The 25,425-nt window shown below is 39.5% G+C and carries 25 protein-coding genes and 1 tRNA gene; 14 read left to right on the top strand and 12 right to left on the bottom strand.

All coding sequences use genetic code 11. The features are described from left to right. Both H6G59_RS25950 and H6G59_RS25945 read left to right on the top strand, forming a co-directional pair. The coding region (locus tag H6G59_RS25950; protein ID WP_242038979.1) for a Uma2 family endonuclease at nt 1-506 on the top strand (506 nt) is incomplete at its 5' end. Between the two features lie 87 nt (nt 507-593). Continuing rightward, on the top strand, nt 594-854 hold the full coding sequence (locus tag H6G59_RS25945; protein WP_127055006.1) for a hypothetical protein: 261 nt from the start codon (nt 594-596) through the stop codon (nt 852-854). Nucleotides 855-977: 123 nt separating this feature from the next. On the opposite strand, the gene H6G59_RS25940 is transcribed toward H6G59_RS25945, so the two are convergent. From H6G59_RS25940 to H6G59_RS25930, 3 genes are all read right to left on the bottom strand, one after another. Then, nucleotides 978-1,124, bottom strand: a complete 147-nt coding sequence (locus H6G59_RS25940) for a serine dehydratase (RefSeq protein WP_127055005.1) — start codon at nt 1,122-1,124, stop codon at nt 978-980. 532 nt (nt 1,125-1,656) lie between these two features. Then, nucleotides 1,657-3,015, bottom strand: coding sequence for a cytochrome P450 (locus H6G59_RS25935; RefSeq protein WP_190720638.1), 1,359 nt, complete (start codon nt 3,013-3,015; stop codon nt 1,657-1,659). A 66-nt stretch (nt 3,016-3,081) separates the two neighbouring features. Further along, on the bottom strand, nt 3,082-4,017 hold the full coding sequence (locus H6G59_RS25930; RefSeq protein WP_190720635.1) for a 1-aminocyclopropane-1-carboxylate deaminase/D-cysteine desulfhydrase: 936 nt from the start codon (nt 4,015-4,017) through the stop codon (nt 3,082-3,084). A 64-nt stretch (nt 4,018-4,081) separates the two neighbouring features. Here H6G59_RS25930 and H6G59_RS25925 point away from each other — a divergent pair, with 64 nt between their 5' ends. Continuing rightward, nucleotides 4,082-4,648: a pyridoxamine 5'-phosphate oxidase family protein gene (locus tag H6G59_RS25925; protein WP_190720633.1), complete on the top strand. Its 567-nt coding sequence runs from the start codon at nt 4,082-4,084 to the stop codon at nt 4,646-4,648. Between the two features lie 35 nt (nt 4,649-4,683). Here H6G59_RS25925 and H6G59_RS25920 read toward each other — a convergent pair whose 3' ends face one another. Then, nucleotides 4,684-5,337: a glutathione S-transferase family protein gene (locus H6G59_RS25920; RefSeq protein ID WP_190720630.1), complete on the bottom strand. Its 654-nt coding sequence runs from the start codon at nt 5,335-5,337 to the stop codon at nt 4,684-4,686. Between the two features lie 125 nt (nt 5,338-5,462). On the opposite strand from H6G59_RS25920, the gene H6G59_RS25915 reads away from it, so the two are divergent. From H6G59_RS25915 to rnhA, 4 genes are all read left to right on the top strand, one after another. Beyond that, the gene (locus tag H6G59_RS25915; protein WP_190720627.1) at nt 5,463-5,888 is read left to right on the top strand and encodes a GNAT family N-acetyltransferase; all 426 of its coding nucleotides are present in this window, start codon (nt 5,463-5,465) and stop codon (nt 5,886-5,888) included. A 4-nt stretch (nt 5,889-5,892) separates the two neighbouring features. Then, entirely contained in the window at nt 5,893-6,357 is a 465-nt protein-coding gene (locus H6G59_RS25910) for a cupin domain-containing protein (RefSeq protein WP_190720622.1), read from the top strand. A gap of 30 nt (nt 6,358-6,387) precedes the next feature. Then, nucleotides 6,388-6,846: a protein tyrosine phosphatase family protein gene (locus H6G59_RS25905; protein WP_190720619.1), complete on the top strand. Its 459-nt coding sequence runs from the start codon at nt 6,388-6,390 to the stop codon at nt 6,844-6,846. 168 nt (nt 6,847-7,014) lie between these two features. Beyond that, nucleotides 7,015-7,923, top strand: a complete 909-nt coding sequence (gene rnhA / locus H6G59_RS25900) for a ribonuclease HI (protein ID WP_190720616.1) — start codon at nt 7,015-7,017, stop codon at nt 7,921-7,923. Nucleotides 7,924-8,389: 466 nt separating this feature from the next. Here rnhA and cruG read toward each other — a convergent pair whose 3' ends face one another. Continuing rightward, entirely contained in the window at nt 8,390-9,559 is a 1,170-nt protein-coding gene (gene cruG, locus H6G59_RS25895; RefSeq protein ID WP_190720613.1) for a 2'-O-glycosyltransferase CruG, read from the bottom strand. A 193-nt stretch (nt 9,560-9,752) separates the two neighbouring features. Continuing rightward, entirely contained in the window at nt 9,753-10,655 is a 903-nt protein-coding gene (gene cruF, locus H6G59_RS25890; protein ID WP_190720611.1) for a gamma-carotene 1'-hydroxylase CruF, read from the bottom strand. 349 nt (nt 10,656-11,004) lie between these two features. Between cruF and H6G59_RS25885 the strand changes: the two genes are divergently transcribed. Continuing rightward, complete coding sequence (locus tag H6G59_RS25885) at nt 11,005-11,430, top strand: hypothetical protein (RefSeq protein ID WP_190720608.1); 426 nt, start codon at nt 11,005-11,007, stop codon at nt 11,428-11,430. Nucleotides 11,431-11,578: 148 nt separating this feature from the next. On the opposite strand, the gene rpmA is transcribed toward H6G59_RS25885, so the two are convergent. The 5 genes from rpmA to pdhA all read right to left on the bottom strand — a co-directional run bounded on the left by rpmA (nt 11,579) and on the right by pdhA (nt 15,257). Further along, nucleotides 11,579-11,857: a 50S ribosomal protein L27 gene (gene rpmA / locus H6G59_RS25880; RefSeq protein WP_190720605.1), complete on the bottom strand. Its 279-nt coding sequence runs from the start codon at nt 11,855-11,857 to the stop codon at nt 11,579-11,581. Nucleotides 11,858-11,888: 31 nt separating this feature from the next. Further along, nucleotides 11,889-12,296 (bottom strand): 50S ribosomal protein L21, encoded by a 408-nt coding sequence (gene rplU / locus H6G59_RS25875; RefSeq protein ID WP_190720602.1) that lies wholly within the window; start codon nt 12,294-12,296, stop codon nt 11,889-11,891. A 737-nt stretch (nt 12,297-13,033) separates the two neighbouring features. Continuing rightward, nucleotides 13,034-13,105: transfer RNA gene (locus H6G59_RS25870), tRNA-Lys, on the bottom strand. A 62-nt stretch (nt 13,106-13,167) separates the two neighbouring features. Continuing rightward, nucleotides 13,168-14,037, bottom strand: coding sequence for an aldose epimerase family protein (locus tag H6G59_RS25865; protein ID WP_190720599.1), 870 nt, complete (start codon nt 14,035-14,037; stop codon nt 13,168-13,170). Between the two features lie 182 nt (nt 14,038-14,219). Continuing rightward, entirely contained in the window at nt 14,220-15,257 is a 1,038-nt protein-coding gene (gene pdhA / locus H6G59_RS25860; protein ID WP_190720595.1) for a pyruvate dehydrogenase (acetyl-transferring) E1 component subunit alpha, read from the bottom strand. A gap of 804 nt (nt 15,258-16,061) precedes the next feature. Here pdhA and H6G59_RS25855 point away from each other — a divergent pair. The 6 genes from H6G59_RS25855 to H6G59_RS25830 all read left to right on the top strand — a co-directional run bounded on the left by H6G59_RS25855 (nt 16,062) and on the right by H6G59_RS25830 (nt 22,679). Then, entirely contained in the window at nt 16,062-18,359 is a 2,298-nt protein-coding gene (locus tag H6G59_RS25855) for an IMS domain-containing protein (protein WP_190720592.1), read from the top strand. A gap of 149 nt (nt 18,360-18,508) precedes the next feature. Then, on the top strand, nt 18,509-20,266 hold the full coding sequence (gene argS, locus H6G59_RS25850; protein WP_190720589.1) for an arginine--tRNA ligase: 1,758 nt from the start codon (nt 18,509-18,511) through the stop codon (nt 20,264-20,266). Nucleotides 20,267-20,447: 181 nt separating this feature from the next. Next, the gene (locus tag H6G59_RS25845) at nt 20,448-20,711 is read left to right on the top strand and encodes a hypothetical protein (protein WP_015213305.1); all 264 of its coding nucleotides are present in this window, start codon (nt 20,448-20,450) and stop codon (nt 20,709-20,711) included. Then, nucleotides 20,711-21,139, top strand: coding sequence for a type II toxin-antitoxin system VapC family toxin (locus H6G59_RS25840; protein ID WP_190720586.1), 429 nt, complete (start codon nt 20,711-20,713; stop codon nt 21,137-21,139). The genes H6G59_RS25845 and H6G59_RS25840 overlap by 1 nt, the downstream gene beginning before the upstream one ends. 454 nt (nt 21,140-21,593) lie before the next feature. Further along, complete coding sequence (locus tag H6G59_RS25835; protein ID WP_190720574.1) at nt 21,594-21,983, top strand: hypothetical protein; 390 nt, start codon at nt 21,594-21,596, stop codon at nt 21,981-21,983. A 63-nt stretch (nt 21,984-22,046) separates the two neighbouring features. Next, nucleotides 22,047-22,679 (top strand): Vat family streptogramin A O-acetyltransferase, encoded by a 633-nt coding sequence (locus tag H6G59_RS25830; RefSeq protein ID WP_190720572.1) that lies wholly within the window; start codon nt 22,047-22,049, stop codon nt 22,677-22,679. A 36-nt stretch (nt 22,680-22,715) separates the two neighbouring features. On the opposite strand, the gene ptsP is transcribed toward H6G59_RS25830, so the two are convergent. Then, a complete protein-coding gene (gene ptsP, locus H6G59_RS25825; RefSeq protein WP_190720570.1) occupies nt 22,716-25,253 on the bottom strand; it encodes a phosphoenolpyruvate--protein phosphotransferase in 2,538 nt (845 codons plus the stop codon). Between the last annotated feature and the right edge of the window lie 172 nt (nt 25,254-25,425).

Below are 25,425 nucleotides of genomic sequence, written 5' to 3'. Positions count from 1 at the left end.
CTTTTGCTGTCATGTCAAGTAAAATTTTTCTCTGCTTCCTGCTGCTTATCTTGTTTCTTTTGTCAAGTTCATACTATACCAAATTAGATGAGCTTACCCTGCAACCTTATCAAGTCTTTGTTACAGATCAACGTCTTTGGATTCCTGACAAAAAAATTCACACTTATCCTGATGTTATGGTTGTGAAAAATCCCTTAATTTATGAAGAAGGAAGAAAAGACACTTTAGTAAATCCTGTGATGATTGCAGAAGTTTTATCCAAATCTACCAGAAGCAAGGATAGAGATGAAAAGTTTGCAGCTTATCGCACAATTCCTACTTTGCAAGAATATATTTTAATTGATCAATATACAATGCACGTTGAGCAATATTTTAGAACAGATAATAACAAATGGATATTTTCAGAATTTGTAGATGCAGATATCAACTTAGATTTAGCCTCTATTCCCTGCCAAATCACTCTCGCAGATATTTATGATAAAGTTGAATTTAATACAGAAGAATAAAAAACTCCCGACTCAATCTTCATCTTTGCGTCTGGAGTGCCTCTGTGTGAGACTATAATAATTACAAATACCAAAGGAGTCAAAAAAATGGGACGCATCAATCCTTACACATTACAAATGCAAATTACTCAAATGTTTGCCCAAGGACAATCATTTTTTGCACTTACCAAAGTTCAAGATTGGTTAAAAGAACATAATCAAAACCCCCTCGAGTATGAGATCATTTTCCATCAAAAACCCGCACCTCCAGGTTCTAAAGAAGTGATGGTAATAGAAATAGAACTCAAACGCAAAGATGGACAACCTGTGGATTCTTGGTTACAAGAACAAGCCAACCTTCATGCTTAATATTACCAAAAATAAATCTATACTAACTTTAGTATAGTGACAAAATAGCAATTCATTGCCTCTTTACCAACAAAGAAGGAAAGAAATTTTCTTTCCTGGGTTGTCGCTGTTGCAGAAGCTTTGCTAATTTGCTGCTAGGTGATTAGCTACTTCTTCTAATGTTTTAACCAAGTGTTCTAAAGTATAGATATGTTGAACTTGTTGGCTAGAATTATTGGTATTGGTAGAAACTTGAGTTGATTCTTTAGTCAAATTACGATTGCTTTGCATTTCTTTTCATCCCTGAGTAGCTAACATCATTTCTTCCTGGTTACTAATATATAGCTTATCCTGATAAAAATACTTAAGTACTGAGATTTTTCATGTACTCTTTAAAATGTAACCAACGTTCTTCATTCTTGCTTGACATCAGGTTGATATTAATTCATTAGTACTAAAGTTTCTAGAATTTATGATTGAGAGTCTAAGAAAATAAAAAATCTATTCCTAGACAAATTGCGTATATATACTTATAATATTTAGTTTTGGATAAATAAAAGTACTACTAATATTAGCTAATATTAGGTTTGGTTAATTACTTATAGCCATTTTCAATTCAGTGAGGTGCAGGTATGAACAAATACCTAATATCGTGTCCGGTTGACTACTTATCATTAGGGAAGCGGGTGGGGACGCGTCAGCCCTAATTACAAGTCTTTAAGCGAACACGACATAAAGCACCTGAAAAAATAGGAGATTTTCAGTAACTGCCACTAGTATATGCACTTAGTTAACTTGGGCTATTGTTAACTTACGTAAGCAATTACCGCTGATTTAGCAACATCTTTACCCCATATTTAGGACGCAGTGTAAAAGCTGTCCAAGGGACAATTTCTTGATTTGGGACTAGTGTTAATTTAAATTGCTGGAGGATAGTTGCTAACAATAATACAGCTTCCATTTTCGCAAAAGATTGACCAATACAAACCCTAGGACCACCACTAAAGGGAAAATACGCAAAAGTTGGTATTTTTTTGACAAAATCATTTGCCCATCTATCAGGATTGAAAACTTCCGGTTGTTCAAAATACCTTGAATCACGGTGCATTACCCATGGACTGATAACAACTCCATCACCAGTACGTATAGGATATCCAGCAATTTCACAGTCTTGCAAAGCTTGGCGACTCATAGCCCAAACAGGTGGGTATAATCGCATTACTTCCATAATTACCCTTTCTGTGTAAATTAACTTGGGTAAATCAGCAAACGTTGGTGTTCTTCCAGCTAAAACAGTCTGTAATTCTGTTAATAACTTTTGCTCAACTTCGGGATGTTGAGATAATAAATACCAAGTCCAAGACAATGCTAAAGCAGTAGTTTCATGACCTGCAATTAATAAAGTTATCAATTCATCGCGGATTTGTTTGTCACTCATGCGAGTTCCATCTTCATCTTGAATATGTAACAGCATGGAAAGCAAATCATGGGAATTTTTACCACTTTCTCTTTTTTTTTGAATGATTCGATAAATCAATTGATCAAACTGTTGTACTGCCTTTTTAAATCGCAAGTTGATAGGAATAGGAAGCCACTCAGGAGTTAAATATAACAACATATTATTGTTGCGGGCTTCAAAATATTCTATGCTGACCTGCATAGCCTTTTCTACCTGTGTTACATCCTCTAACAATTCAGTTCCAAATAAAGTTTTGGCAACAATTTCTAAAGTGAGGTGCATCATGTCTTCATGAACATCTCGAATTTCGTCCTCATGCCAATTTTTTAATAACCGCTTGGTGTAATCAACCATCACTTCACCATAGGCAAAAATTTGTTCTCGGTGGAAAGCTGGTTGCATTAATCGTCTTTGACGCTGCCAAAATTCTCCGTCACTTACTAATAGTCCATTCCCCCAAATTTTCCGCAAAATGTGAAAAGTTTGATGTTTGGTAAATAGACTATTCTTTTTAACCAGCAATTCTTCAATATAATCAGGGTGATTAAGTTGATAAAATGACAATGTCGGACTTTTCCAATGGACAATATCACCATATTCTTGAGCCGAACGACTCATAAACCCAATGGGGTCTGCTGCATATTCTGGTAAGATACCCAATAAAGGATGTGTTTTGGGTCCTGGGGGATAATTTGCTTTCTTCTTTGGAGATACTGTAACCATGAATATTTCTCCCTACTAATTTTTAAAAAAATCGATATTTATAGTTATCAGACAGGATATATCTAATTACGGAAAATTAGTTAGATTTAAATATTTTCTTAATCCGAGATTCCCCTGTAACCCACCTGTATGCACTAAAAGCAAAGATTCCGACTTTAAAAAACCTTTTGCTATTAAATCCATAACTCCATAAAAGATTTTTCCTGTATATACATAATCTAAAGGTATGTTATATTGTTGTTGAAAATTTTGACAAAATAGCTTTAATTGATTATTTACCTTAGCGTAACCACCAAAGTGATAATTACAAATTAATTCCCAAGGTGCAGGAGAATCCACTGGTGTTGGTAATCCAGAATTAAGATAATTTGTTAATAGGTTATTGATATCTTCTTTGAGAAAATCACCACCTTTTAATACAGGAAAACCAATCACTTTTTGTTGTTGATTTAATGATAGTGTCATACCTGCTAGTGTTGTTCCTGTACCGCAAGCTAAACAGATAGTGTTAAATTGTTTAACCGTTTGTAATATCTCTATACAACCCCGGACACCATTCAAGTTACAACCACCTTCAGGAATAATAAATATTTCCCCAAACCTTCGTTGTAAATCCTCATGAAATTCAGCTGTATTCTTTTGTTTGTAGGTTTGACGATCAATATATACTAATTGCATTCCCTGCGCTAATGCAAATTGTAAAGTAGGATTTAGAGGTCTATTTTCTTCTCCACGAATTACGCCAATCGTGCGAAAACCAAATATTTTCCCTGCGGCTGCGGTAGCATAAATATGGTTAGAATAAGCACCACCAAAGGTAAGGATGGTTGAGATATTTTTCTCTTTAGCTTCCGCCAAGTTATACTTCAGCTTAAACCATTTATTACCGTTAACTTCGGGATGCATGAGATCAAGACGCAAAATAGATAACTTAACACCTGCATTAGCCGCTATTTCACTATTAATTTTTTGAATAGGTGGAGGCAAAAAAATTGACGACATATCAAGTAGAAGTTAAACTTTAATATAATAAAATCCAAAATCTGCTAAAACTATCACATCAGTTATGTCTAAACTTTTTGATTGTATTACAGAAGAACTGCAAAACTTTATTGCAGCCCAACACCTGTTTTTTGTAGGTTCTGCACCTTTGAGTTCTACTGGTCATGTTAACCTTTCTCCCAAAGGTTTAGAAAGCTTTCGCATCCTTTCACCTAACCGAGTCGGTTATTTGGATGTCACAGGTAGTGGTAATGAAACATCCGCTCATTTGCAGGAAAATGGACGCATAACCTTTATGTTTTGCGCTTTTCAAGAACCTGCTTCTATTCTCCGTCTTTATGGTCAGGGAAAAACAATTTTACCAGATTCTCCTGAATGGAATTCTCTGTATCCTCTATTTTCTTCTGTTCCTGGAACTCGACAAATTATTGTTGCAGATATTGAACGAGTACAAACTTCTTGTGGTTTTGGTGTGCCGCTGTATGAATATCAAGGACAAAGAGAAACTTTAGTTAAATGGGCTAGTAAAAAAGGGGAAGAGGGAATTAGAGAATATCAACAGCAGAAAAATTTAGTTAGTATCGATGGTTTATCAACGCCATTGAGTAAAATGCAGAATTCGGTTGATTAATCAAATATGATTCTGCTTCAACAACTTCGATAAATCTAAAACTCAAACTTGGAAATAATTTCAGTCTCTAATTTTGCTGCTGTGATCCACTCTTGTATTGCAGGTAATGATAAAATAGCTTCTACATAATCCCTGGAAACTGAATCTATCTGTACATCATAGGTGACAAATCGCAATGCAACTGGAGCAAACATTGCATCGGCAATTGTAAAATCACCAAACAAAAAATCACCATCTATGCTAAATCTTTGCCGACATTCTCGCCAAATATTGATGATGCGATCAATATCTTGTTGCACACCTGAAACTAAACCTTTACCAGGGTATTTAGTACGGCAGTTCATCGACATATTTTGACGCAAAGTTTGAAAACCAGAGTGCATTTCTGCACTGATAGAACGAGCTAATGTTCTGGTGGATTTATCCTCTGGCCAGCAGTGTAAATGGGGAAATGTTTCCGCTAGATATTCACAAATAGCTAAAGAATCCCACACAGTTATATTATCATGTAACAACACTGGTACTTTTCCAGATGGAGAATATTTCTGAAGTTGTGATGATGAGTCTGGAGTATATAGAGGAACGCGAATTTCTTGAAATTGTAAGTTAAATTGCTTCATCACCAGCCAAGGACGCAGTGACCAAGATGAATAATTTTTATTACCAATTACTAAAGTTAGTTGCGTCATATCACTAGATTTAATAGAATTGTTTGATTAATATAAATTGTATATTATATTTGTGCAAATTGCATCTTTGACAATTTGATTAATATTAAAATTATTGTAAAAATTAAAATTATTCAAAATTAACCATGAATTACAAAGTCGTTAACCAGTTAACTGAAACCCAAATTTATCAACTTGTGGAATTATATAAAAATGAATTCTGGAGCAAAGACCGGACTTATGAGCGAGTAGTCAAAATGTTAAAGGCATCAGATATAATAATTGCTTTGGTAGGTGATAACGAAGAATTAATTGGTTTTTGTCGCGTCCTAACAGATTTTGTTTATCGAGGAACTCTTTATGACGTAATTATTAAACCTAACTATAGAGAAATGGGTTTTGGTGCTAAATTGTTAGATGAAGTAATTAATCATCCTCAGTTGCAAGAAGTAGAAAATATGGCTCTTTACTGTTTAGCAGAAATGATTCCTTTTTATGAGCGTTGGGGTTTTACATATGATGTAAATGGTCTTAAATTAATGCGCCGTCATTATCAATTATCTGAGGAATAGTAAAATGATTATTAATCCAGACAATGTACCTCGTCGAACAAGTTCCGTTTATCCAGATGTATTTAAATCTCAAATTGCAGGACGAATCAAACAAGCTTTAGGAAATGCAGCCGGACTGAAAAATTTTGGTGTTAACTTAGTCACTCTGACTCCAGGAAGCTGTTCAGCTTTGAGACATTGGCATACTCAGCAAGATGAGTTTATTTATATTATTCAAGGAGAAGCAACTTTAATTACTAATGCAGGTGAGCAAATTCTCACGGCGGGAATGATGGCAGGTTTCCCCGCAGGAGAAGCAAATGGACATCAACTTTTGAATAAATCTCAAGCTATCGTAATTTATTTGGAAGTTGGAGATAGAAGCCTTGGAGAAGAAGTGTACTATCCAGATGATGATTTAATTGCTAAATCCAGTGATGATGGCGGATGGATTTTCACACACAAAAATGGTGATTTGTATGAGATTTAAACCTAAATATAAGTTATAAAAACTTGCATTATGTCTATCAATAGTATTAAAGATATATACAACTTTCTGCAAATCTCCAATTTAATTGCTACTTCTGGACAACCGACAAAAGAACAATTTATAGCAATTAAACAAGCCGGATATCAATTAATTATCAATTTAGCACTGCCAACATCACCGAATGCTTTACCTGATGAACAAGAAATGGTGGAAGCTCAAGGTATGAAATATATAAACATTCCTGTAGTTTGGGAAAATCCCACTATTGAGAATGTGACGGAATTTTTTAAAATCATGGAAGCGAATGCTAATCAAAAAATATTTGTTCACTGTATTGCTAATAAAAGAGTTTCTGCTTTTATGTATCTTTATCATCGGTTATGTAAAGGTAGTAGCGATACAGAAGCAAAAATAGCTTTACATCAAGTTTGGCTTCCAAATCAAATTTGGCATGATTTTATAAAACAAGTTATGGAAAATTATAAATAATGAATTTGTGTGGATAGATCAACCGGAAGTAATTTTGGCAGCAGTTATAAAAATTTTAAACAAAGTTGAAAAAGCTGATTATTAACTATAATAACCTGAATATTATTGACCAAAACTTGTCACTAATTACTTTTTTGTTCGTGTCCTTTGCAGCTTAATACTTCTACTATGTCCACCCAACCTATAATTCAAAGCATATATACAGATGGTGCTTGCACTGGCAACCCTGGACCTGGTGGTTGGGCTGTTGTTGTCTACTTCAATGATGGCTCAATTCACGAAATGGGCGATGCCTCACGCCATACCACCAATAATAAAATGGAAATGCAAGCAGCGATCGCAGCCCTGCAATTCCTAAAAACATCTGGACAAACCGAACCTATTACCCTCTACACCGATAGCGAATATCTGATCAACTCCGTTACCAAATGGATGCAAGGCTGGAAAAAGAAAGGCTGGAAAAAGTCAGATGGGAACCCAGTCCAAAACCAAGACCTTTTAGAAACTCTTGATGAACTCAACAGCCGACTCGTAAAATGGCAACACGTGCGCGGACATTCTGGTAACATAGGTAACGAACGTTGTGATGTGATTGCTCGCTCCTTTGCCAGCGGCAAAATCCCATCTCTTCAACAATTATCGTCTGGAAATGCTGACCAAACCTTACCCAATACAAATGCAATAAATGTAGCAAAAGTATCTGATTCTCCACTAAACTCTACAAAAATTAACGAAAACATCCCGGAAAGCAGTACTTTTCCATTAGAGATAACCACTATGGAACCATCTACAGCGTCCGCTGCGACGACAAACGACGAAAAACCACCTGAGATGAGGGTTTCACAACTCCGTAACTTGGTTGAAACTCTGCGGGTTGCTGACGAAATTGCTGAAAAAGGTTACTTAATAACTAGTTCAGAACTAGCAGACCTCATGGATGTCCACGCTAGTGCTGTCACCAGTCGGGGAGACCAATGGCGTTGGCGAAACTGGATAGTTTCACGGGTACGAAGAGAAGGTAATCAAATTCTCTGGGAATTAGAACGAGGTGATCAAGTAGGAACTGAAACTGACTGAAAATAAATCATTACCATTGCGGTGCAGACGCAAGCAGATCCAAAACTGATTTGGGTGCTAATATCGTGTTCGGTTAAAGACTTATAATTATGACTGACGCGGAGACGCGGGGACTCGGAGACGCGGGGACTCGGAGACGCGGAGAGTTTTTTTTAAATAAGTAATTAAACGAACATGATATAACGATCTAGAAAACAGATAACCCTGACCAAAATCACAGCATTTCGCAGTTTCTCTAGCTGAACTGGGGTTTCTATCCCTTCAGCTATTGCTTTTATCTCACTTGTATAGCCGTGGACAGGGTGGTTAGGACATCCATTGATAATCAAACTCCCACTACAAGAGGATTTTACTCCTGAACCGGAGGTCTGCGAAGCGTCTCCTGAACCGATAGCGCAGCGTGGCGTAAGCCATAGGTCTGCAAAGCGTCTCCTGACTCCTGACTCCTGACTCCTGCTATATGAGGCTAATACTTTCTTCCGCGCCACTCTCGCGGAGTATGAAACGCAGATAAGAAGATTCGTAGCACAGCCAAGGGATCAGCCAAGGGGGAAAGCCAGAATAACCAGCCACCTTTAGCACTGTTGCGATCATAGGATGGAGCGATCGCTAATAATAAAGCAAAGCGAATTATCAATAAAAATATATTTAGTCCCCATAACAGGTGCAGGGGGAGCAGGGGCGGCAGTGGCAGCAAGGGCAGAAAACCAAGTAAGATCAATATGGGCAAACCTTGAACAGCTGACAGCAGCCATAAATCTCCCCAAATCTGAGCGCGGGAAGAAGCATCCTTCAAATCCAGACTGCGCCCCCACTCTTTCCAAGTTTCCATTGCGCCCTCATACATCCGCACCTTCAGCACTTTTGCGCCATCCAAAAAGCCCACCTTAAAGCCTTGAGCCGCAATATGCCGTGCCAAAGTCACATCATCACAAAAAGAACCCTTAGCGCTGCTATAACCACTCACAGCCCCTAAAACCGAGCGCCGACACAAAAAACACTGACCATTAGCCATCACTCTTTCTGGTTGTTCTGTGTAAATGCCAGTGGGATCAAATCTATATAGCAGCGTCATCAACAAAGCCGGTTGTAACCAGCACTCCCCTGGATACTTGAGAATAAATTGAGGCGAAAGAGAAACCAAATCATAACCTTCGGCATTGGCTGTGTTCACTAAACTCGCTACCAAGCCAGGATGGGGCTGAATATCCGCATCCATTCCCAAAAACCACTCACTCCCCTCAGAACTAAATAAAAAGCCGTTATGTAACGCCCAAGGACGACCAACCCATCCAGAGGGTAAAGGATCATCTGTCATCAGACGAAAACGGGGATCTTTTTGCTGTGCAGCTTTTACTAAGTCGGGAGTTCCATCTTGGGACTTACTGTCAACCACAATAATTTCTCGGACTTCGTAGCTTTGCCGACTTAAACCAGCCAACAGAGGACTAATTCGCAGTGCTTCATTGAGTGTGGGAACAACAACACTTACACTACCCAAAATATCCAGGGTCGGTTGTTCAGGTTGAATCGGGGGATGTCGTCTTGGCCCTTTCAGCAGACGTGAAAGTAGAATGGCTGTTGCTGGGACTTGGATAAGTAGTAATAGTAGGGAAATAGCGCTTTGTATAATCAAAATTCTTAGTAGTTGCTCTGTATAACTATAAATTATTGAATTTTCCCACAGTTTATGTAAACTAGTACCGCCGTGAATTAAAAATTAAAATAATTCGTAATTCCTAATTCGTAATTCCTATTTAAATTTTAAATTTTAAATTTTGAATCTTTCAATCCAAAATTCAAAATTTAAAATCTCAAATTCGGTCAGCTTACTTGAAAGCGACTTTAACGCTGGCAACGGAAACTTCCTTAGTGGTTGGTTCAACAGCAGCAGATGCATTTGGACCTCTTAACCAAAGTGCCACAGCGGGAGCAACACCAAGTGCCAAGCCTAGCAATACAGGAATGGAGAAACCAGCAGCCAAACTCATAACTGTGGCAAAACCAAAGTTAGCCAAATATACAACCAAAGGAATATTGAGTTGCGATCGCTCTAACTTCAGAGGGTTGTTTCTCCATAACAGTGCCGCTACAGTCATAAATAAGGAACCTGTACCCATCCAACCAGCAAAGTTTTGGTAAGGCATCCCAAAGAAAGCCCCTGGTTGTTGCCAATACCAGAAGGGAAGAGAAGTTTGGCTCATGGCCGGATCAAGCACAAAATCCCAAGATGTCAGCAGTAAAGCACCGAGTGCGATCGCACTAAGATGACGTAATAAGCTTGGTTTTTTGTCTACTTCTAAACCGACACGCGCCAACAGGTAAGACACACATCCCACATAAAACCAGGACAAGGGAATTGTGAATGGTACTAAACCCGCAATTTTATAACCCAAACCACTCAGGTAGCTGTAGTGACCAAAAGGAAAGCCTGTGCTAGTTCCCAGTAATTCGCTGGTCAAAGAAATTCCCAGTGATGGAATCAGAAACCCCAAGGTGCGACCTAAACCCAAAGTCCGGTAAGCATACAGGAAAACACCTACCGCACCCAAAATCATATAAGCTACGCCCCCACCAGCCATACTCCACTGCATGACTGTCTGTCCAACCTCAGATAAATTCAAAATTACTTCAGCATTAGGAACAACTAGTAATATCCCTACTAGTCCAAATACCATAGACACGATATGTCCAATCAGGCATACGCGCTCAACGATAGCAAGTTTTCTCATGATTCAGTCCTTAATCTTAATAAAATGTGACACGCGGCTACTCGACTGCTAACAGTTTACAAATGTTTAAGATCATAATTTAACTAATTTTTACAAAAAAAGTCCGGGAAGGTTGATACTTTACTAATTGACTTTGTTGGTGACAGCATAAGCGCCTATTGATTGGGGCTGCAAAAAACAGGATTATAGACTTAGAGTCTAAAGGAAGATATTCAAAAAATAAATACAAGCTCAACTTTTTTTGAATATCCCTGGAATTTTCAGCCTGCTATTTTATAAGATAAAGCCTTTGGTTTTTCTACATAATCTTGGTAATAATATCTGCACCCAGAACTGGGAATACCAATCTATGTTAAGTTTGAAACAGGTTCCTTGGTTTTCCCTGGCACTAGTACTACTGAGTTACAGTACTTTGGGCTGGGTAATATCCCAAACAAAAGCACCTTGGTTTGTGTGGTTAATTATTGTAGTTGCTATCTTACTCTTACTACTTAGCTTGACTACTCCTTGGTCAAAACTCACAGAGTATTACAATATCTTGTTTCAATCAAATGCGAGGTCTTTTGGTGTAGCTGTTTTAGCAGCTTTGCTATTCTTCATTATGATCGCTTGGTTTCGGATATTTCTTGATACGTTACTTATTCTTTCCGCAAGTATCTTGGTCAAGATAGACTTTCAAGCCTCTGGTTTCCAGGAAAGTCTAGCTTTTTGGTTCACCTCTGTTTTTTCACTGGCAGGTTTAGCAATAGGTGTCCTATTTGACAGGTTAATTTAAATTATTAGTCAGTAGTAAATTTAAAACCAAATCACTAATAGACATAGACCTTTCTTTAAAGAAGCATTATTCAGAAACATTGTAGAAACGTTCCAGGGAACGTCTCTACATTTTTTTACTGCTATGTCTAATGACAACTGACCAATATTTAACTTGCCACTGCTTCAGCCGCAACCGCTGGATAAACGCTGACTTTTTTCCGAGTTTTATCCTTTCTTTCAAAAGTAACTACGCCATCAACTAAAGCAAACAAGGTGTCATCGTTGCCAATACCAACATTGTTACCAGGATGGAATTTTGTACCACGTTGACGCACTAGAATGTTTCCTGCACGTACAACTTGACCACCAAAGCGTTTTACGCCCAGGCGTTGAGCATTAGAATCGCGTCCGTTACGCGTACTACCCGTACCTTTCTTATGAGCCATAATTTCCTCTTATGTATTTACTTGTTGTTTATTATTCAGCAGCGATTTCTTCAACGACAGAGCTATCAACCACATTAGGAGTTTCAATAGTAGTTGGGGCTTCTTCATAAGCCAAAACTTCACCATTGAGGTTAATAGAGTTAATCAAAAGTCTGGTGATTTCCTGGCGATGTCCCCGTTTTTTGCGGGTTTTCTTTTTCGGCTTCATTTTGTAAACCAGGACTTTACGACCTCTAAAGTGTCGCATCACCGTCCCTTCTACAGTCGCACCTGCCACTAGTGGCTGCCCAATAGAGACTCCACCCTCGTGCTGTACCAGTAATACTTCGTCTATTGTAACTTTTTCGTCTGGTTCGGCAGTCAACAGTTCAATGTCATAGAATCGACCTGCCTCGACTTTTATTTGTTTGCCACCAGTTTCAATAATTGCGTAAGTCATCAAATTGTCCTTGAAGTTGCCGTACAGGTAGCTGGCTTTTATCTCCTGTAGAGACACGATTTATAGCTTTTGCCAGCTTTTGCAGTATGTCTACCTGATCCGAGCAGGAATTAGACAGACAATCCAAAATTATAATTTATTCATTGTCTTTAAGTCAACAAGATGACCTGGGGACATCGGGGCGCGGAGGGAATGTGTCGCCAAAGGGTCTGAGTCCCCACAAAATATGCATCCTTACGAGTCTTTGTGACTTTCTCCGCAGATTGAAAATTTGGTCTGAGAAAATTGGACTTGATTACCGGAATGGCGATGCTTGTTTGTGTAGTTAACCCAGACACAGACAGAACTAAACTAAATCGATCTGGGCAGCAGTTAGAGTTGCTCAGATTTTTTACTGATTAGGCTATTTTTTGCCTTAAAACAAGATCCCCCTAGCTGCTTTTTACTCCAAGCTAGGGGGATCACATATTTGGTAGTCTATAAATCTTTCGGTATAAGGCGTTGAATAAAATATATAACATTTATTTTTTTTTGCCTAGTCTTACGATTATAATTTACAGAATTTTTATATTTTCTTCATCAAATTGCCAACAGAACGCGAGTATGGGGACGCGGTGAGTCTTTTTACTCAGCACTTAGCCGGACTTGTTCTCATTCACAAATAAATGGACTAATAACAAAAATGCTCGCTTTAACTTTTATCTTCAAAGTCTCAGCGAGCGTCTTTTGCTTAAAAATGGGTCGCCCGGGATTCGAACCCGGAACTAATCGGTTAAAAGCCGAGTACTCTACCGTTGAGTTAGCGACCCTTTTGCTGCAATTTGCAACTTTCCCAATATACCATCAACAACTGTGGTTTTGTCAAGGGTTTTTAGAAAAAATTTCCCGTTAACCGGAAAGAAGCAGTGCAACTAGCTCCAGGTGCTAACACAGTCAGGTTTTCACCAGTATTGAAAGCGTTACGGGTGGCGCTCCAAGGCTCTAGACAATAGAATTCTTTGCCCTTCACCGTCCAGAAAACCAGCCAGGTGGAGAAATCATCATAATCTAAGGTCAGCTTTAACCTGCGGCTGTTGTCTGTCACAGAGGCAGATTGACTAGTTAGCCCTCCAAAGGCAAAATCAATTTCATCTTGGTTAAAGTCAAATTTGCCGTTAAAGATGTGAAATTCCTTGGTTTTATTGTCTTGATACTGTCCAGAGGGAATTTCCACCTCTAGCTGATTTTTATCACCACAGAGAAAATAGGGATGGAAACCAGCCGAAAATGGCATTGGTGTCGATGAGAGGTTTTTATACTCCTGACGCACTACTAAGGTATTACCCTGTAATTCGTAGGTGAAAGCCAGTTCAAAGTCAAAAGGATAAACTGCCTTGGTTTCCTCATTATTCTTGAGAACAACAGTCAGACTAGCTTTACCATCAGTTTTTTGCTCAGTTGCTTGCCAAGGTAAGTCACGAGCAAAACCGTGTTGTTTGATAGTGTACTGTTTACCGCTAACTGTATAAGTATTATCCGGTAAATTACCGCAAAGAGGAAACAAAATCGGATTTCCACCTCTGACGCTCAAATCAGGATGGGTAAAGCGTTCAGTATCTAAATAAAAGACTTCTTGACCTTGAATAGTCCAACGGGTAATGATACCACCACGTTCTGGTACTACTTCTATTTGTGTACCAGCATTATCATCGGTAAGGATGTAGGTTTTGTATTGTTGCTGTTGTTGGGTAATGGTATACACAGGTTTATTCCTAAAGTTATGGTTAATCTTGAGTACTAGTGAGTACTAAATACTGAATTTTGAAGTTTCTCTACTCAATACTCAATACTCGGTACTCAATACTCGGTACTCGGTACTCGGTACTCGGTACTCGGTACTCAATACTCGGTACTCAATACTCAATGCTCGGTACTCGGTACTCTTTAAACGTCTTCAGCAAAAATGAAGCGATATAACTCGCTTGGGTCTGGTTCGGGGCTGCTTTCGGCGAATTTCACAGCCTCGTCGATGATATCCTGAATTTTCTTCTCAATGGCTTTTAATTCTGATTCATCTGCTAGATTTTTCTCCAGCAAATAAGCAGCTAATTTTTTGATGGGGTCACGGGCAAACCAGAATTCTTTTTCGGCTTTGCTGCGGAGTTCGTCTGGGTCGGCGAGGGAATGACCACGGAAGCGATAGGTCATAGCTTCGATTAAGGTGGGGCCTTCTCCGGCACGGGCGCGGGCTACGGCTTCTTGAGCCACTTGTCGCACTGCTAAAACATCCATTCCGTCTACTTCCACGCCCACCATGTTAAACACACTGGCTTTTTTGTAAATCTCTGGCTGGGAGGTGGCGCGGTCGTGAGCCATACCAATCGCCCATTTATTATTTTCTACCACAAACAGAATTGGCAGTTTCCATAAAGCTGCCATATTCAAGGTTTCAAAAAATTGACCGTTGTTGGAAGCACCGTCACCAAAAAAGCAAGCAGTTACTTGGTCGGCATTTTTGTCTCCTAAGACTTCCCGACGATATTTAGTTTGGAAAGCTGCCCCAGAGGCAACGGGAATACCTTCAGCTACGAAAGCATAGCCACCTAATAAACGGTGTTCAGCAGAAAACATATGCATGGAACCACCGCGCCCTTTGCTGCAACCTGTGGCTTTACCAAATAATTCTGCCATTACCTCTTTTGCTGGAACTCCAGCGCTCAAAGCATGAACGTGGTCGCGGTAGGTGCTGGAAACGTAGTCTTCACCCGGTCGCATTGCTCCTCTGATAATACCGCTAGAAACAGCTTCTTGACCGTTGTACAGGTGGACAAAACCAAACATTTTGCCTCTGTAATACATTTCGGCACATTTATCTTCAAAGAAGCGACCTAATGTCATGTCTTCGTATAAGGCCAAGCCTTCTTCTTTAGAAATCTGGACTGTGGCAGCATCAAATGGGGGTAACGTGCGTTCTTGAAGCATTATTGTCAAATATCCCTGTCGTACAAATTAAAGCTACGGTTTTTAATCTAAGTTGGTCTTATATTACGTCAGCTATTAACAAGCCAACGTTGACAAGAATCAACATCCCACAATCAAATCTTAATTTATGCACTAAAACAGTGTCTTAGGGAATGGGTAAGTGGCAATTTTTCCATTTTTAATCTTTCTGGCCTATTCTTGCTCCTCAAGGCAAATAGCTGTTTTTAATTTTCCCTACTCATTTTCTTAATTATTAAGGTAGCAATCTGAATAGCTGGCTTTCTGCATAGCTATTAACAGTTTTCGAGAATTTAGATGAAATTACGCAAAAATACTTATATTTGATAAAATGGTTGTCATTAAAGTCTAACTATGGTATTGTTTATTTCCTAGTTATCAGGATCAAATAATGCTAGGGCGTGTTAATATCACACATTAACTGGGAATAGCCCAATTTGATATTAAAGAAGAGACACGGAAACAGGGGGAGAAGGTGACGGTTGCAGCAAATATACTAAGGATAAAAATAGAAGGCTAAGGCTCGCTAGGCAAGTGCATACGGTACTCCGCTGAGTGAGATATCTTCGGTGGGCTACACCAAAGCCCAAAATAAATTCTTAGGATATGAATTAATTCTCCGAAAGGAACAAAAATAACTGTGGCAATATACACTTTAAGTGTATATTTGACACGGTATTACTAAAGCTATTATTATGGCACGGTTTTACATACCTGGAATAATCTGGGTGAACTATGTCGATCTCTAGTAGAGACTACGCGAACACGGTGCAGGGGAAGTAGGCTGTGCGAATTCCGCTCGATTACTACCGGATTTTAGGATTACCGTTAGCGGCAAGTGAGGAACAATTGCGGCAAGCGTATAGCGATCGCATTGTTCAATTGCCACGACGGGAGTATTCGATTACAGCCATATCTTCTCGTAAACAACTCATAGAAGAAGCTTACGTGGTTTTATCAGATTCCAAAGAACGCAGCGCCTACAATCATCAGTATCTTGCCCACGCCTATGATCCTGATAGGTCATCTGTGACATTGGCATCGGACAATCGCGCCCAAAGCAACAACAGCCAAGCCGATACCCAAAGTCTCAGTATCGAAATTGTTCCAGAGGAATTAGTTGGGGCTTTATTAATCCTCCAAGAGTTAGGAGAATACGAACTGGTACTCAAACTAGGTCGCCCGTACCTAGTCAATAAAAATCGTAACGTCGGTGTAAAAGTAGGTAATCGTCTGACCAGTGAGGAATTTTCTACAAGTCCTGAACTACCAGATATTATTCTCACTGTAGCCTTAGCTTGCCTAGAACTAGGACGGGAACAATGGCAGCAAGGTCATTATGAAAATGCGGCCATATCTCTAGAAACTGGCGAAGAATTACTATTACGCGAAGGGATATTTCCCAGCGTGCAAGGGGAAATTGCCGCTGATTTGTGTAAGCTGCGACCATATCGAATCTTAGAATTACTAGCACTACCTCTAGAAAAAACCAAAGAACGCCGGCAAGGATTGGAATTATTGCAGGGGATTTTAGATGATCGGGGCGGCATGGATGGAAATGGCAATGATCAATCTGGTTTAAACATAGACGACTTTCTCAGATTTATCCAGCAGTTACGCAACCACTTAACCGTTGCAGAACAGCACAAACTATTTGAAGCCGAAAGCAAGCGACCCTCTGCCGTGGCCACATATTTAGCAGTTTATGCCTTGATAGCCAGGGGTTTTACCCAACGCCAACCTGCTTTAATTCGTCAAGCCAAGCAAATGTTGATCCGTCTGGGTAAGCGCCAAGATGTGCATTTAGAACAGTCTTTATGTGCTTTGTTATTAGGACAAACTGAAGAAGCAACCCGCGTTTTGGAACTGAGTCAGGAATATGAGGCTTTAGCTATTATTCGAGAAAAATCTCAAGACTCACCAGACTTGCTGCCAGGATTGTGTTTATATGGTGAATTGTGGTTACAACAAGAGGTATTTCCCCACTTTCGTGATTTGGCAAGACAAAAAGCTTCTTTGAAAGATTACTTTGCTGATGCACAGGTACAAGCTTATTTAGAAGCTTTACCAACAGATGCCCAAACCACTAATGAATGGGACACAACTCACCGTCAGCCTTTTCCCGCACCCCAAATAAATAATCTCCATCATCGTAGCCATGAGACTGGTAATGGTCGCCATGTCAATCACAACCGTACACCTGATGTAGAGTCCCCAGCAACACCAGCTAGAGAAATATCTGAATCTCCTCAGTTCTCCTCACCTCAAGTACCTATTTCCGAAAGTCACACACCAGCGATACCTATACAGTCGCCACTAGATGAAATAGGGACAGGAGGAAATTACCAGCAAATGAATAGTGCTGCTCATTCTACTGCACCCAGTCACACCAAAAAGCGTCGCCGACGCAAGCCAACTTCCGCTAACAGCCGGGAGCGTGTTTGGGAATATCGCCCGTCTCATGCTCGACAACGGCGGACTTTTGCTAACACCTTAGATGCAAAAACCCGTGTAGTGTGGATGGTTTTCTTATCTTTGGGGGGTTTATTAGTTTTTTGGTTATTAGCTTCTACAGCTTGGGGATGGTTAAACAATATGTTTTTCCCGAAAGCAACTTTACAGGGAGAACCTTTGGCGATAGAACTGAATCAACCCGTAATCAAGATCCCTGACCCCCAAAGCAAACCAGAAGTAGGGTTTGGTCAACTAACAACCGCGACAGCAGAGGACGTGATTGAAACTTGGTTATCTACTAAGGCCGTAGCTTTAGGCCCAAATCATGAAATTAATCGTTTAAATGAGATTTTGACTGGTTCAGCATTATCACAATGGCGGTTAATTGTCAAGCAAGATATGACAGACAGCCGTTATCGCAAGTACGAGCATGATGTGAAGGTGGAATTTGTCAATCAGAAGGAGACGGTTGCTGATAACGCTGTGGTAGAAGCTACAGTTAAGGAAGTTACCCACTTTTATGAACAGGGTGAGAGTAAAAAGTCTTCTGAAGATCGGTTACGGGTTCGTTATGATTTGATTCGCAAACAAGGTGTGTGGCGAATTCAAAGTATGACAGTTGTTAAATAATTCGTAATAGTGCCTCCGGCAGGCTGCGCCAACGTAATTCGTAATTCGTAATTCGTAGTTAACTGTTATGACGCTAGAATGATCAAGCGTTTGGAAATATCCCAACTTTCAGCAGCCCATAGCATCTTCGACACATATAATATTTGAATATGAACGCTACACAAGAACAACTTAAACTGAAATTAGCACAGGCTTTGGTGGCTGCGTTTGGCGCTGACTACACCGGGGTAGATCCGATTTTGGTGACTGCGAGTAATCCTAAATTTGGTGATTTTCAAGCGAATGTGGCTTTATCCCTGAGTAAGAAATTGGGAATGCAACCGCGTGCGATCGCATCTGCTATTGTAGAAAAACTAGATATATCTGATATTTGCGAACCACCAGAAATCGCTGGGCCTGGTTTTATTAATTTAAAATTGCAAACATCCTACCTGGAAGCACAACTAAACGCAATTAAAGCAGATTCTCGGTTAGGAGTTCCCACAGCGAAAAATCCCCAAAAGGAAATTGTCGATTTTTCTAGTCCGAATATTGCTAAAGAAATGCACGTCGGACATTTGCGTTCTACAATTATTGGTGATTGTATTGCCCGAATTTTAGAATTTCGCGGTCATGATGTATTGCGGTTAAATCATGTTGGTGATTGGGGTACGCAATTTGGAATGTTAATCACCTACTTGCGGGAAGTTTACCCAGAAGCACTCACCACCGCTAACGCTTTAGATATTGGGGATTTAGTCAGTTTTTATCGTCAAGCCAAACAACGGTTTGATGCAGATGCAGCTTTTCAAGAAACAGCACGTCAAGAAGTTGTGAGATTACAAGCAGGTGCAGAAGATACCCTTCATGCTTGGAAGCTTTTGTGTGAACAGTCACGGAAAGAATTTCAGATAATTTATGATTTGCTGGATATCAAATTAATTGAACGGGGAGAATCTTTTTACAACTCATTTCTTCCAGTAGTAGTAGAAGATTTAGAAACAGCAGGATTAGTAAAAGAAAATCAAGGTGCAAAATGTGTTTTCTTAGATGGTTTTACAAATAGAGAAGGTGAACCTTTACCATTAATTGTCCAAAAATCTGATGGTGGTTATAACTACGCTACTACAGATTTAGCAGCACTGCGTTACCGGATTCAAGAAGATCAAGCCAAGCGGATAATTTATGTTACAGATGAAGGACAAGCTAACCACTTTTCTCAATTTCTCCAAGTAGCAAAAAAAGCCAATTGGATACCTGATGATGTAAAAATTGTTCACGTTCCTTTTGGTTTGGTTTTAGGTGAAGATGGGAAGAAATTCAAAACTCGTTCTGGGGATACTGTACGATTAAGAGATTTATTAGATGAAGCAGTTTCTCGCACTCGTGCAGATTTGGAAGCGAGATTAAAAGAAGAAGGTAGAGAAGAAACTGAAGAATTTATTAATAACGTTGCTAATGTAGTTGGTATTAGTGCGGTAAAATATGCCGACTTAAGCCAAAACCGCACTAGTAATTATGTTTTTAGTTATGATAAGATGCTTTCTCTCAAAGGGAATACAGCACCTTATATGATATATGCTTATGTGCGGACTCAAGGTATTAGTCGAGAAGGTAATATTGACTTTGCTAATTTGGGAGATAATGCCGAAATTGTTCTGAGAGAAGAGACAGAATTCACTTTAGCAAAGCATTTGTTACAACTCGATGAAGTGATTGGTGAAGTTGAACAGGATTTATTACCAAATCGTTTGTGTGATTATTTATATAATCTCAGCGATAAGTTTAATAAGTTTTATGAAAATTGTCCGGTGCTGAAATCTGAGGAACCTGTAAGAACATCGCGGTTGATGTTATGTGATTTAACTGCGAGAACACTAAAGTTGGGATTAGATTTGTTGGGAATTAATGTATTAGAGAGGATGTAAAAGGGAAATAATTCTACAAAATGGCGCTTTTGTACAATAATCTGTCTAACCTTTTTTAAGAGGATGTTTGGTTCTTCAGTACTTAATATGCAAAAGTTAGCCTAAAAAATCTCAGAAAGAGAGGCGATTATCTTTTTCAAACTATAATGTAGGATAAATACACCTATTGCACAAAGTGAAAATGTTATCTATCAACCTAGATCAAGAAACAGAAAGCTACTTAGCAGAAATCATTACTCAAGAGAATATTACCTCTGAAGAACTGCTAAAAAAACTGATTTACCAACATTGGCAAACCTTAAAACCTCGTCAAACCTTAGCTCAAAGACGAGGAAGCCACCCTAAATACCTATTACAGGATGCTTCACCTGATTTATCATTACGAGAAAATCGTAAAAGAACCGTTGCAGAATATATCCAAAATCGTCACCAAAAACATAATTAATGAAGGACTATCCTCCCATTATTCTGACAGATAGCAGTATTTTATTCGCTTACTACAGCGTCAAAGATAATTATCATGAGTCCGTTTGTAACTTTTTTGAACAATGTTCGAGTGAACTAATTACCACCACTGCTTGTGTAACTGAAGTCATGTACCTTTTAAGTAGGGATTATCGTACACAAAATGAATTTCTCAAAGATTTAGCCCAAAAGCTTTATCAATGTATTCCTCTGACATCACAAGACTTTACAAGGATTAGAGAACTCAACGAACAATATGCTGACTTACCAGGCGATTTTGCTGACTTATCCTTAATTACTTTATCGGAAAGACTCAATATTGCTGCAATCGTTACATTAGATACTGATTTTGATATTTACCGTCGTTATCGAAAACAACCTTTTGAAAGAGTGTATTTAGATTCGTAAGGCGAGAAGATGATTATTTATTGTGGTTTGAGATACTGATACCGAAAATATTCAGGCACTTAGTTGAGGTAAAATACGTTCTGATTATTTATTATGGCAAATAGTAATATTGTAGGGTACGCTATAGGATGCAAGCTGTAATGCACCACTACGCAAAAATTATAAATTACCTTGGATAAAACCCACGTAACTTGATCTAGAATCTATTGAAAAATTAAAAGATAATATCCATCCATCATTTACATATTTTTGAATAACAGAAATAATATTAGCTTGGTAATTGTTGAGTAACATATTCAATTGCTTCTAACTTTTGCAGAGAAAATGAAAGACTATCCTCACCTTATTCTGATAGATAGCAGAATTTTCTAAATCATCTTTACAATGTTCAGGCACTTAGTTTAGGTGAAATGCGTCATGATTGTTTATTGTGCCAAATAATAAGGAGGAAGAAATGAAACCAGTAGTTATTCTCAAAACTATTATCACTTCTCTGGGTTTATTAGTTTTATTTACCCCTAGTCAAGCATCTGCACAAATTGTACCCCAACCTTGGATTTCTGTGGGTGAAAAAGATGGTGAAGTTACTTATGCTATCGGTGCTAGGGCGTTGAGTTTAGGGGTTGAAATCGGCACTGGTGCTGATAGTTCTACAGGTGTAGATGTGTTAAAATTTGTGAATTTACCTGTGATTTCTCCTTATTTAGGTGTTGGATTATATTCAAAAGATCAGGGTGTTGCTTTTTCGGGTGGTGTGCAAGCAAACGCTACTAAAAACGTGTTTATCGGTGCTGGATATCATTCTATACGTGGTTTCAATGGACAGTTAGGGGTAAAATTCTGATTTGGGATTTGTGATAATAATCAAGAGGAAAAATAGCAGCTAAAATCAGGGTGTTTAAATTTAATGGAACAATACGGTCCAAGTCCTTACCATCCTTATCCAATACCTGAACATCGTCGGGTTTGCTTTATTAAAAGTTGTATTAAATCCCCAAATATCATTGTTGGGGATTACACTTATTATGATGATCCGGTGAACCCGGAGGAGTTTGAGAAGAATGTCCTTTACAACTATGGTAGTGATTCTTTAATTATCGGTAAGTTTTGTGCCATCGCTACTCATGTTAAGTTCATCATGAATGGTGCAAATCATAAAATTGATGGCATCTCTACTTACCCATTTCCCATTTTTGGTCATGGTTGGGAATCAGCAATGTCAAATTTGATGAATTTACCTAGCAAAGGTGACATCATCATTGGTAATGATGTTTGGATTGGTTATGATTCTCTCATTATGCCGGGGGTGAAAATTGGTGATGGTGCTATAATTGCAGCGCGTTCTGTGGTGGTAAAAGATATTCCTCCCTATACAATTGCTGGTGGTAATCCCGCAGTTCCCATTAAGCAGCGTTTTAGTGATGAAGAAATAGAAATTCTGCTTTCTATTGGTTGGTGGGATTGGGATATTGAGAAAATTACTCGCAATATTGATGTGATTATGAATGGTGATATTCAGAAATTACGCAGTTGTTTATAACTCAATATCTTTGGTGTTAAAGATACAGCTGCTATATTAGCCAATTGGATAAACTAACTCTCTGACGCTGGTTGCGGAATCTTGTTGTAATGCTACAGATGCGATCGCTTGGGCTTCAGTTATAGTTAAATGTGAGATTGCCTGTTTGAGTGGGGCTATAGCTTGGGGATTGACACTCAATTCATCCAAACCTAAACCTAATAAAATGGGTGCAACGAAAACGTCTGCTGCGACTTCTCCACATAATCCTACCCAAATACTCTCCCCATGAGCAGCTTGTACTGTTTGCTGAATCATTCGCAAAACAGCGGGGTGCATGGCATCAGCTAAAGTTGCTACTCTAGGATTAGTGCGATCGCCTGCCATGACATACTGGCTTAAATCATTTGTGCCAATACTGAAGAAATCAACTTCCCTGGCTAATTGATCAGCGATAGCGACTGCTGCGGGTGTTTCAATCATCATTCCCACTTCCATTTTCTCATCAAAAGCTATCCCCGCTTTCCGCAGTTCCCCTTGTACCTCAGTCAAAATTGCCTTTGCGGCTCTGACTTCTGTTAAAGTGACAATCATCGGCCACATGACTTTGATTATATTGTCGGCACTGGCACGTAAAATTGCCCGTAATTGGGTTTTTAATAATTGCGGATTTGCTAAACAGAAACGAATTCCCCGCACACCTAAAAAGGGATTAGCTTCTGCAACTCCTGTATTTAGATAAGGGAGTGGTTTATCTCCACCTACATCTAAAGTGCGAATAATTAAAGGTCGATTTTCGAGAACTTGAGCGATCGCTTGATAAACTGCTAATTGTTCCTCTTCCCCAGGCGCACTTGTCCGATCAAGATACAAAAATTCAGTGCGTAATAATCCCACTCCCTCTGCACCATTAGCGACAGCGATTTGAACATCTGCAAGACTACCAATATTCGCCAAAACCTGAATTTGTCGCCCATCACGGGTAATTGCTGGCTGGTGTGCCTTTTTTCTTGCTTCTTCCTGGGCTGTTCGCCAGACTCGCTGCTTGGTTTCTAATCTAGCCAAGGTAGCCGCTTTTGGTGCTATCCAAGCCCTGCCAGTCTCCCCATCCAGTCCGAGCAAAGTGCCACTTTCCAAGTTTAACACTTGAGCATCGATACCCAAAACCGCCGGAATCCCCAATGTCCGGGCGATAATTGCTGTGTGGGAAGTAGCACTACCCGAAGTCATACAAATACCCAAAACCTTTGTGGGATCAAGCTTGGCGGTATCTGAAGGAGTTAAATCGGTGGCAATGATAATTGATGGTTCTGTTAATTCTAAGTCAGAGGGTGAGTTTCCAAGTAATATTCTTAACACCCTACGTCCCACATCGACAACATCATCCACTCGTTCTTGCAAATAAGCATCTTCAAGTCTGCGATAGGAATTTGCTACCTCATCTACTACAGCTTGCCAAGCTGCTTCTGCATTGAGACGTTGTTTAAAAATACCCTGGTGAACGGCTTCTAGTAATACAGGATCTGCTAAAAATAACAAATGGGCATCAAAAATAGCTGCGTCTGCGTCCCCAATTTGAATAGAGGCGTGGGAGAGCAAAGTTTGAATTTCCTGTTTAGCTATTTGCATAGCTGATTGTAATCTTTGCCACTCTATTTCTACATTTTCTATATGATATTCGGTAATTGCAATAGCGGCAGATTGATAATGAACAATTGGTGCGATCGCTATTCCTGGAGAAGCCGCAATACCGATAATTTCCCCTTGCTGAGGCGGTGTCACTTCTGGCGGTACAGCGGGTGGTAATTCGACAACGGTATTATCTTCGCCAAAGTTGTTGATAATTAAAGCTTGCAACGCCGTCAGCACTTCTTGGGCATCAATACCAGTAGCAGTAATCAGCAATTCATGTCCTTGACGCACTCCCAAAGTTGCGACCTGATTTATACTGTCACCTCGAACTGCTTCCGTATTTCTAGTTAGATTCTGAACTCTAATTTGGGATTTAAACCGGGATGCAGTTCCTACAAACTGAGCCGCAGGACGGGCGTGTAAACCTAAGCGATTATTAACTGTAAGTCTAATTTCTCTGGTGGGAATTTCTTCATTGAGGATAGGTTGGCTACTTACTGATAAGGGAATTGCTGGTTTCCCGTCTATTGATTGGTTAAATCCAGCCCTACTAATAAAACCTAACTGCGTGGCTTTTGATACTAATGCTCCTTGTGCTTCGGCGATAACTTGGTGTATATCTTTTCCCGCAGCCGCAGCTACAGCAGCCACCACAGCGCCTTCTACCAGAGGTGCGGCACACAAATATACTTTTTCTCGCTGTTCTGGGGATATAAACTCTAGCGCCATTTCCGCGCTCATCAAAGCACTACCCAAATCCATCAGCACTAGAACACCATCATCACACAATACAGATGCGATCGCTTCATAAACCTGGATTGCATCTGTACCTAGTGGATTTGCAGGATCATCAATCCCCGCTGCGATAGCAAGGGGAACTTTTCCTTGAACCATCTGTGCGGCCAGTTCCCGCACTCCCAGCGCTAATTGTTTACTGTGAGAAACGATAACAATGCTAACCACTGTAATACCTTAGCCAGTTAGTTACCCATTCTATTATTCCTTGCCAACATCCTAAAACCGGCATTTATTTAGCTTGTATTTAGGTTGTCAGATGTCCCCCCATCTCCCCATCTCCCCATCTCCCCATCTCCCCATCTCCCCATCTCCCCATCTCCCCATCTCCCCATCTCCC

It is taken from the genome of Anabaena lutea FACHB-196 (assembly GCF_014698305.1).
GTDB classification, from domain to species: Bacteria; Cyanobacteriota; Cyanobacteriia; order Cyanobacteriales; family Nostocaceae; genus Anabaena; species Anabaena lutea.
Note: the sequence above shows the minus strand (reverse complement) of the source record. Positions and strands in the feature narration are given on the sequence as shown.